The sequence below is a fragment of the Nocardia vinacea NBRC 16497 genome, from assembly GCF_000308835.1.
In the GTDB taxonomy this organism is placed as follows: Bacteria; Actinomycetota; Actinomycetes; order Mycobacteriales; family Mycobacteriaceae; genus Nocardia; species Nocardia vinacea.
This window is the reverse complement of sequence record NZ_BAGN01000365.1, coordinates 1-8,716: the sequence shown is the minus strand read 5'-3', so window position 1 is coordinate 8,716 and position 8,716 is coordinate 1. Positions and strand designations below refer to the sequence as shown.

8 protein-coding genes are annotated in these 8,716 nt (G+C 65.9%); 6 read left to right on the top strand and 2 right to left on the bottom strand.

Annotated elements, in window-relative coordinates; genetic code table 11:
• A partial coding sequence (locus ON44_RS34505) for an alcohol dehydrogenase catalytic domain-containing protein (protein WP_040698486.1) occupies positions 1-560 on the bottom strand: 560 nt, incomplete at its 3' end.
• 271 nt (positions 561-831) lie between these two features.
• A complete protein-coding gene (locus tag ON44_RS34500) occupies positions 832-2,355 on the bottom strand; it encodes an FAD-binding oxidoreductase (protein WP_040698485.1) in 1,524 nt (507 codons plus the stop codon).
• A gap of 436 nt (positions 2,356-2,791) precedes the next feature.
• On the opposite strand from ON44_RS34500, the gene ON44_RS34495 reads away from it, so the two are divergent.
• The 6 genes from ON44_RS34495 (at position 2,792) to ON44_RS34475 (ending at position 8,429) form a co-directional block, all read left to right on the top strand.
• A complete protein-coding gene (locus ON44_RS34495; protein WP_040698490.1) occupies positions 2,792-3,367 on the top strand; it encodes a GrpB family protein in 576 nt (191 codons plus the stop codon).
• A 57-nt stretch (positions 3,368-3,424) separates the two neighbouring features.
• The gene (locus tag ON44_RS34490) at positions 3,425-4,273 is read left to right on the top strand and encodes a PHP domain-containing protein (protein ID WP_245567462.1); all 849 of its coding nucleotides are present in this window, start codon (positions 3,425-3,427) and stop codon (positions 4,271-4,273) included.
• A 155-nt stretch (positions 4,274-4,428) separates the two neighbouring features.
• Positions 4,429-5,259, top strand: coding sequence for a GNAT family N-acetyltransferase (locus tag ON44_RS34485; RefSeq protein ID WP_051182743.1), 831 nt, complete (start codon positions 4,429-4,431; stop codon positions 5,257-5,259).
• 357 nt (positions 5,260-5,616) lie between these two features.
• Entirely contained in the window at positions 5,617-6,654 is a 1,038-nt protein-coding gene (locus ON44_RS34480) for a methyltransferase (protein WP_083898305.1), read from the top strand.
• 159 nt (positions 6,655-6,813) lie between these two features.
• Positions 6,814-6,972 carry a hypothetical protein gene (locus tag ON44_RS50755; RefSeq protein ID WP_157187419.1) on the top strand — a complete coding sequence of 53 codons (159 nt, stop codon included), beginning with the start codon at positions 6,814-6,816 and terminating at the stop codon, positions 6,970-6,972.
• Positions 6,973-7,205: 233 nt separating this feature from the next.
• Positions 7,206-8,429, top strand: a complete 1,224-nt coding sequence (locus tag ON44_RS34475; protein ID WP_040698483.1) for an FAD-dependent monooxygenase — start codon at positions 7,206-7,208, stop codon at positions 8,427-8,429.
• The last annotated feature ends 287 nt before the right edge of the window (positions 8,430-8,716 follow it).

Here is an 8,716-nt window from a genome sequence, read left to right as displayed (position 1 = left end):
GCGTGGTTGCGCTCGGCAGCGGTGCCGATCACCGTCGCACCCGCAGCGGTGGCCAGCTGCACTCCCATCAGGCCGACCCCGCCGGCCCCGCCGTGGACGAGCACCGTGTCACCTGCACCCACGCCGGCGGCGTGCAGCGCATGGACGGCGGTGGTGCCGGTCAGCATCAGCGCCCCTGCCTGGGCCCACCCGATCCCCGCGGGCTTGGTGAAGATCGACGTGGCCGGGGCCGTGACGTAATCGGCGTAGGCGGCTGTCACGGGGTACACGATGACCTCGTCCCCGACCCGCACACCGGTTACCTCCGCACCAACCTCGGTGACGACGCCAGCGCACTCCAGACCGATCGAGGGCATCGAGGCGGCGACCCCGGCGGCGTCCTTGTGGTCGCCGTCCACGGCGTGGAAAGCCCCGCTGTAGAGCTTCCAGTCGATCGGGTTGACCCCTGCGGCCCGGACCGCGACGACCACGCCGCCGACGGCCGCGCGCGGCGTCGGCACCTCGGTCACGGCGAGCACATCGGGTGTGCCGTAGGCGATCGGACACACGATTCTGGGCATGACTGGGCTCCTGTCCTGGTGGGGTGGCAGTCGGCACTGCCCGGCGAGGGGGCGCGACCGATCGGTTGTCTCGTCGAGAGCGGCACGTCCGCTGTCGAGAGCTCCTGAGGATCAGTATCGACCCGCCAAGGCATGATCTGCAGCGCAACATCAGCAAGGAACACTTGCGTGGCACGCAAGAATTGGGCATGGGGATTGTGGCGGAGGATCTAGATCTCAACCTGGCCGCCGACGGCCGCCCGGAGGTTGGGGAGCAGCGGCGAACTGTCGATCAGTGTGACGCGGGCGGGATGCTCTGCTCGTACTGGAAGACGTTGCGGGGGTCGTACTTCGCCTTGATCCTGCGCAGCCGCTCGAAGTGCTGGCTCCCCCAGTAGGCGGTCTCCCAGTCCTGCATTCCGACGTTCGGCACGTTGACGTAGGCGCCCTCCGTGTAGGGCCGCAGCGCCTGGCTGAACTCAGCGGTCCATGCCTGGGCCTGCGAGGTCAGCGGGTCGCCGACGCCTGGTTGTGTTGAACGAGTCCCCCAGGCTGCGCCGATCTCGCCGTAGAAAAGCGCGTCGCGATGCGCGAACGCCGTGCCGCCGGGTGGCTCCCTCTTGATCGCCCCACCGAAGGCATCGACGAAGTAGTTGCTCTCCTCTGTGGGAGCGTTTCGCATGAAGTCGCCGATGATGTCGATCGCCTGCTTCGGGAACGGCTCTTTGACGAACTCCGAGAAGAACTTCCAGTTCGCGGGCTCCTGCGCGAGCGGGACCTGGGCTCCCGCAAAGATATCGCCCCAGTTACCGACCTGCACCGTGACATCGGGCCTGCCGACCGACAGGATCGGAGCCAGCATCTCTGTGGCCTGTGCCCCTGCCCCGTCCACAAGCCACGCGGACAGCAGGATCTGGGACTTGTGGATCTCGAGCTCGGATCCCAGACGGCTGTCGGCCGACGGTAACGTACGCTGCCACGCTTCGAAGACCCCGTACAGGTCCCCAAGTCCATCCCATGTCGCCTGCACATAGGCGAGATGCTCGAGCGGATACACCTGATAGGTGAGTTGTGTGACGATCCCGAAGTTGCCGTTTCCCGCCCCGCGAAGCGCCCAGAGCAGGTCCGAGTGGTGCTGCAAGTCCGCGTTGATCACCTCGGCGCAGTCGTGACCCGACGGGACGACGACCTCGGCCGCCATCAGGCTGTCGCAGGCCATGCCGAGCCAGCGGTTGAGGGGCCCGAGGCCACCACCGAGCGTCGCACCGCACAAGCTCACGCTGCCCTCGCTCCCGGTTGTGACCGCAAAGTTCTGCTTCGCGAGCGTCGTCACCGCTTCCAGTTGGTTCAGCCCGGCACCGACCGTCACGATCCGAGCGCCAGGGTCGATCTGGACCGACTTCAGCTGGCTGACGTCGATCACAATGCCGTTGTCGAGGTTCGACCAGCCTTCGAGGGCGTGGCGGCCGCTCCGCACCCGCAGCGCGATGTTGTGCTGCCGCGCCCACGTCAGGGCATTCACCACGTCCTTGGTTTCCTGTGCGAAGGCGATGACCTGCGGATAGTGCGAAAAGAGCTGGTCCCAGCCGAGTCGCGCATCCGTGTACGACGCGTCACCGGGGCGGACGATGTGGCCGGTCAGCGTCGCGGGCGGGCATCCCGGGCTCTTACTCGGGTGGTCCGCGACCACACTTCCCGGGGCGCTTGCGTCCGCAATATCCGGCGTGTCTGCGGCCGCAAGGCCCGAGACAACGACTGCTCCGACGCCAGCGGCCGCCGACGTCCTGAGCAGGTCACGGCGAGAAAGATCGCTCAAGGTTCAGATCCTCTCAATGGTCTACGCCAGTACCCGGCTGCCAAGGGAACTCTTACCCGCCAGCCGCCGGGCAGTCCTTTGTGGTCGACCCCCGCACGGTAACGGGGTGACGTGGCGGTGTGTCCCGACACGCCAATCGAGGACGATGACGACACTCAAACGAGGTTCCGTGCGGTGTCGGCCAGCTCAGCAAAACCGGACTCGTCGATTCCGAACGCGCCGGAGTGAACGTGGGCCACCACGCCAAACGCGAGGCCCTGTCGGCGCTGTGCATCGTGCCGGACCCCAACTGCTGCCGCTGAACCGCTCCGGATCATCGTGCCAGTTTCCGGGGCTGGGCGCGGTGCGTGCGGCGAGATAGGCGACCCAACTGGCCTTGGCGTAAGTGGTGGTCTGTTCCTCGTTCGTACTCTCGTTAGGGTGATGTGTGGCGACATTGGACTCTGATGATGAACTCGCGGCCGCGACCATCGGCCCGCTCGAACCGTACGCGGTCAAGGTCGTCATCGAGGATTACAACCCTTCCTGGCCAGGCTGGTACTGCGAAGAGGAAGCAGCGATCCGCGCGGCACTCGGCGCACTGGTCCTGCGGATCGAGCACACCGGATCAACCTCGGTGCCCGGACTCGCTGCCAAACCGGTGATCGACATCCTGTTGGTCATCCCGGACACCACTGATGAAGTCGCCTATGTTCCCGCGCTCGAGGGCGTCGGGTACACCCTGCGTATCCGTGAACCGGACTGGTATCAGCACCGCTGCCTGGTCCGGCGGGTCGAGGACGGTGCGCCGTGGAGCGTGAACCTGCATGTCTTCTCGCCGGAATTGGGTGCGCCGGAGATCGAGCGGATCCTTACCTTCCGGGATTGGCTCCGCACTCACGACGAGGACCGGGCATACTACGAGCGCACCAAACGGGAACTGGCCCAACATGATTGGATGTTCGTGCAACATTACGCCAACGCCAAGAGCGATGTCGTCGAGGAAATCCTCCGCCGAGCCCAGCAGGGTTGAACCTACTGGGCGCACCTCTTGGAGCACCCCGGCACCGAGTGCAAAGCTCGACCGGTGATGCTTCCAGCAGACAGCCATGTCCACAGTGAATGGTCCTGGGACACTGGCGGTCCCGCGTCGGAGGCCTCGGGCCGGATGCAACGGACCTGCGAGCGTGCCGTCGCGATCGGGCTGCCCGCGGTCGTGTTCACCGAACATCTCGACTTCGACGACGCATGGCGTACCGGTCCCGAGGACCTCATGCCACACCAACGCCACCTGCTCGGCCCGGACGGCTACCTCCGCCCTCCTGTGCTGGATGTTGCGGGCTACCTCGACTGCGTCGAGCGCTGCCGTCACCGGTTCCCGCAGCTACGCATTCTTACCGGAGTGGAGTTCGGACAACCACACCTCTTCGATGAACACGCGGCTCAGTTGCTCGACCTGACCGCGTTGGACCGCGTGAACGGTTCCTTGCACACACTCCAGATCGGCGACGACCGCAGTGAGCCCAACACCCTGTTTCGGCTGTGGCCGCCGGATGAGGTGATGTCGGCCTACCTCGACGAGATCCCGCGCATGGTCGCAGGATCCGACTCCTTCACAGTCTTCAGCCACATCGACTACGCAGTACGAGCCTGGCCAACCGGGGATGTCGGCCCATTCGCCCCGCGCCGCTTCGAGGACGGCTTCCGCTCGGCGATGCGAGCCATCGCCGACAGTGGGAGAGCGTTGGAGATGAACACCCGCAGACTCTGGCCCTGGATTCCGCAATGGTGGCGCGAAGAGGGCGGGCGCGCAGTCACATTCGGCAGCGACGCCCACGTCCCAGCAGCGCTCGCCGACAATTTCCCGGACGCAGTGGCAATGGTCGAGCATTGCGGATTCCAGCCGGGCCGCCAACCCGAGGACTTCTGGACACGCTAAACGATCGCTCTTGACATCCCCCGACGCACGAACCAGGGGTGTTCCACCAAATCCTTTGCAGGACAGCTTGGTCTGGGTGGACGATGCATCCACGGGCACGAACGGAGGGGACCCATGGCGACTCGACGAGATTGCGGAGATCCCGCAGACTTTCGTTGCTTGCAATCGCTGGCGCAGCGTATCTGGTCGCCCGAGCGTGCTTCCATATCGGCGACATCGCGTGGGCCTGGAACTCGGTCCCTGACACGACAGCGGAGTACCGGTTATCGGTATGGGAGGAACACGAGGTGGTGCTGGCATGGGCATGGTTAGAACTGCCCGGGCACCTGGACCTGCTCATCGACCCCGCCGCGACCAGCCTGCTACCGCGGGTACTGGACTGGTTCGAGACAGTAGCCACGGTGCCGAGGCTTTCCTGCCTGGTGATGGAAGACGATCGTCACGAGCGCACGGCACTGACCAGACGCGGCTACAGCCCGGAGCAGGACGGGTCGTTCTTCCGCCGCCACATCCACGACCTGACCAACCTGCCCGCACCGTCGGTGCCGAGCGGTTTCTCCATTACCCATGTCACCCGCGGCGACGCCGAGCGACGGGCTGCAGCACACCGCGCCGGCTGGTCCGACTTCGGCTCCCGGGTCGATAGCAACAGCTACCACAGGGTCATAGCCGCCTACCCCTACCGTGAGCAGACCGACCTCGTTGTCGTTGCGCCCGATTGCCAGTGGGCGGCCTCCGCGCTGGGCTGGTACGACGAGATCAACCGCGTCGGCCTGGTAGAGCCGGTCTCATGCATGCCGCAGTTCCGCGGCAAGGGCCTCGCCAAAGCGGTCAACATCGCCCTGCTGCACGCATTCCGGTCCCTCGGAGCCACCCACTCAGTGATACTGCCCCGCAGCGACCAGGCATACCCGGCACCAGCACGCCTCTACCAGTCCATCGGCTACCAGCGCGGCCCACGCACCGTGCTCTACATCCGGGACTGACACACCCGATACATCCTGCACCCCTATAACAGCCGCCATCTGGCCAACTCTTTCGTTGAGACTGGCCAACTGTCGCTGCGAGTCACAGCCGAAGCCTGAATGGAGTCGACCGGTGACAAATACAGCCCGCAAGTGACAACTATTCTTCTGATGGTTTGAAACTGTCTCATAAGCAGCGGCGGCGCTGGTCCGGTCAGCGTGCAGGCTAGGGTCGAGTTGCCCAGTGCCGCTTGGAGTTACGTCTCAGCACGCCCATCGATTAGGCCACCGTACCAATCAAAGCGTTCTATTCAGTTGACCGGAAGGGCATCGTGGATCTTTGTGGGGCGCAACGACGATGCGGATTCGATCCGTCGTATGGCTGGGTTGGCTACGCCGATGGCGCTGCGGGTAGCGGTGACCCTCGGATTGCCGGATCGGCTTGTCGGCGACGGTGTTTCCGTCGACGAACTCGCGGTCGAGCTCACCGTTGATCCGGTCGCGCTCGACCTCCTACTGAGCCACCTCGCGACCCTCGGAATCGTCGAACCGACCTCCACTGGCTACCGGACAACCGGGTACGGAACGAACCTGTGTGTCGATGCCGGCAATGGCTTGACCGACCTGCTGCGTCTGGACGCCGCAGGTGGCCGCGCCGAGTTGGCGTTCGCCGAACTCGCCCATGCCATCACCACTGGTCAAGCGGCCTACCCGCGGCGCTATGGGCAGGACTTCTGGGCCGACCTAGCCGAATATCCGCACCTGCGTGAGTCGTTCGACCGGCAGATGACCCACCGGTTCCGCGACCAGATCCCACGCATTGTCGCTGGTTTCGATTGGTCCCGGTTTTCCAGCATCGTCGACATCGGTGGCGGCCAGGGCAGCCTGCTCGCCGCGATCTTGGCCGCCTACCCTCGGATACACGGGCATCTGGTCGATCTCGAACCGACTGCCGCCCAAGCTCATCACACCTTCAGCACGCATGATCTCGACGAGCGCACGCAGGTCACGGCGGGTAGCTTCTTCGACCCGCTCCCAGCAGGAGCGGACGCCTATTTGCTCGTCGACATCCTCCACGACTGGGACGACGAGCACACCCACCGCATCCTGAACCGCTGCGTCGAGGCCGCCCACCCGGCCGGGTGTGTGCTGGTCATCGAACCGGTCGGAGGCCTGCGGGCCGCCAGCGAATTCAACCTGGCCGTGCTCGTAATGTATGGCGGCCGCGAGCGCCGGATCGATGAGTTCCGCGCGCTCGCATCGCGGCACGGCCTGGTTCTGGACACAGTCACCGACCTGACCGATCAACGCTGTCTTCTCGAATTCCAACTCGCGGCCGACGAGTTGACCGCGACAGTGGTATCCGACAACTCGGACCGGCACCCCAGCGGCCGAAATGTCAAACATGTCGAATAGGTTCGAGCGCTGCCCCAATCCGCGCGTGATATGCGGCAGTGGCGACGTTTTATGCGGTGCTTTCACGCTCCGCCAGAAACCTGTCGAGCAAGTCGAATAGAACCACAAGAGCACACAATTCTTGCTTTGGCGTGAGAGCGGTTTGGAAGGTCACATCACGTGGCGTTCCTCGGCGTGGTCTGCGGTGAGGTCGATTTAGTAGCCCTGGGCGCCGATGGTGGAGCCGGTGCTGTCGTGGAGCCGGTCGGCGAGGGCGCGGTGACCTGGCCGCGGGTGTCGATGATGCGGTGGCGGCTGCAGAACGGTTCGCCTTTGTAGTGCCGTGATCCAGGCTTTCGGAGGAGCCACTACCGTTGGGCGACCGAAGATCTCGCCGAACGCCCGCTCATGCCCAATTCAGGGGTGTTCGCAGGAGCGTGGACACGATCTCGGCTCACCGATGACTTTTGTGTGGATCCGTCGTCGATACCTCTGGATACACCGACAGCGGTGGGTCAGAGCAGGAACAAACGATCCGGGACAGTGATCCGGACGGGCGAGCAGGAGACGCAATGAGTGGTATCAGGGTGTTGGTGGCGGGGGCGAGCATCGCGGGACCCGCGCTGGCCCACTGGCTGCGCCGGCGCGGGGCCGAGGTGACCGTGGTGGAGCGGGCCCCCGAGCTGCGTCCGGGTGGGCAGGCGGTGGACGCGCGCGGGGTGGCCAAGGAGGTCATCCGACGCATGGGGCTGGACGCAGCGGTGCGCGCGGCCTGCACCGACACCGCAGGCGCCCACACTGTGGACGTGGACGGGAACGTGCTGGAGACCTTCCGCGCGGACGACGACGACGGCGACGGGTTCATCGCGGAGATCGAGATCCTGCGCGGGGACCTGTCCCAGGTGCTCTACGACGACACCCGCGACGGTGTCGAGTACATCTTCGGCGACCGCATCGCCGAACTCACCCAGGACGCGGACGGGGTCGACGTGACCTTCGCGGGCGGCGACCGGCGGCGTTTCGACCTGGTGGTCGGGGCGGACGGGCTGCACTCGGCGCTGCGAGCGATGGTCTTCGGGCCGCACGAGCAGTTCCTCCGCCACCTCGGGCTAGTACTGGCCTTCTACAGTGTGCCCAACGAGTTCGGGCTGGACCGCTGGCTGATCGACTACCAGGAGTCCGGGCGCTCCGCCGGCCTGCGCCCAATCCAGGACGCCACCCGGGCGATGGCCATGTTCTCCTTCCCCTCGGCCGACCTCGACGTCGATTACCGCGACGTCGAGGCGCAGAAGCGCCTGTTGCGCGAGCGGATGGCCGGGCTGGGCTGGTTGACCCCGGGCATCCTCGCGCATCTGGACGACACCCCGGACTTCTACCTCGACCAGGTCGCCCAGGTGGTGATGGACCGCTGGTCGAGTGGACGGGTGGTGCTGCTCGGGGACGCGGCGTTCAGCTCGTCGCCGATGTCCGGGGCGGGCACCGGGCTGGCCCTGGTCGGTGCCTACCTGCTGGCCGGAGAGCTGGCCGCTGCCGGGTGGGACCCGGAGGCCGGGTTCGCCGGCTACGAGAGGCGGATGCGCTCGTTCGTCGAGGCCAACCAGGAAATCGGCCGGTGGCATGTGCGCAGCCGCGATGTCCCCGGGCCGGACGCCGAGCCGAGCATCGATTTCGACAGCGAATCGTTCACCGAACTGATCGAGCGTGCGATCAACGGCGTCGAGCTGCCCGACTACGCAGGGGTGCCGGACTCCGGAGCCCCGGCCGGACCGCCGATCACCTCGCCGGCCGGCCCGTAGGCCACCAACTCGCGCCGGGGATCGTTGTCGTCGGCTGCCGCGCACTGCGAACGCACTCCATTGCGGCCTATCGTGCGTTCCACGCGGCCGCACCCTGAGGTTCGACGGGCGGTGGCCGTGTCGCGGGGTCCGGACAGGACCCCGCGACCAGCCGCACCGCACCGACCCGACACCCGTCAGGCAGCGTCGAGAGCCGCGGTGATCTTGCGGGTCATCGCAGCCACAGCGGGACTGGACTCGCCCTTACCCGGCCCGACGGCAGCTTCGACAGCGACCAGGACGGTATT

Coding starts and splice junctions, on each gene's coding strand:
- ON44_RS34475 (WP_040698483.1), top strand. CDS start 7,206: ATGAGTGGTATCAGGGTGTTGGTGGCGGGGGCGAGCATCGCGGGACCC.
- ON44_RS34490 (WP_245567462.1), top strand. CDS start 3,425: ATGCTTCCAGCAGACAGCCATGTCCACAGTGAATGGTCCTGGGACACT.
- ON44_RS34480 (WP_083898305.1), top strand. CDS start 5,617: ATGGCTGGGTTGGCTACGCCGATGGCGCTGCGGGTAGCGGTGACCCTC.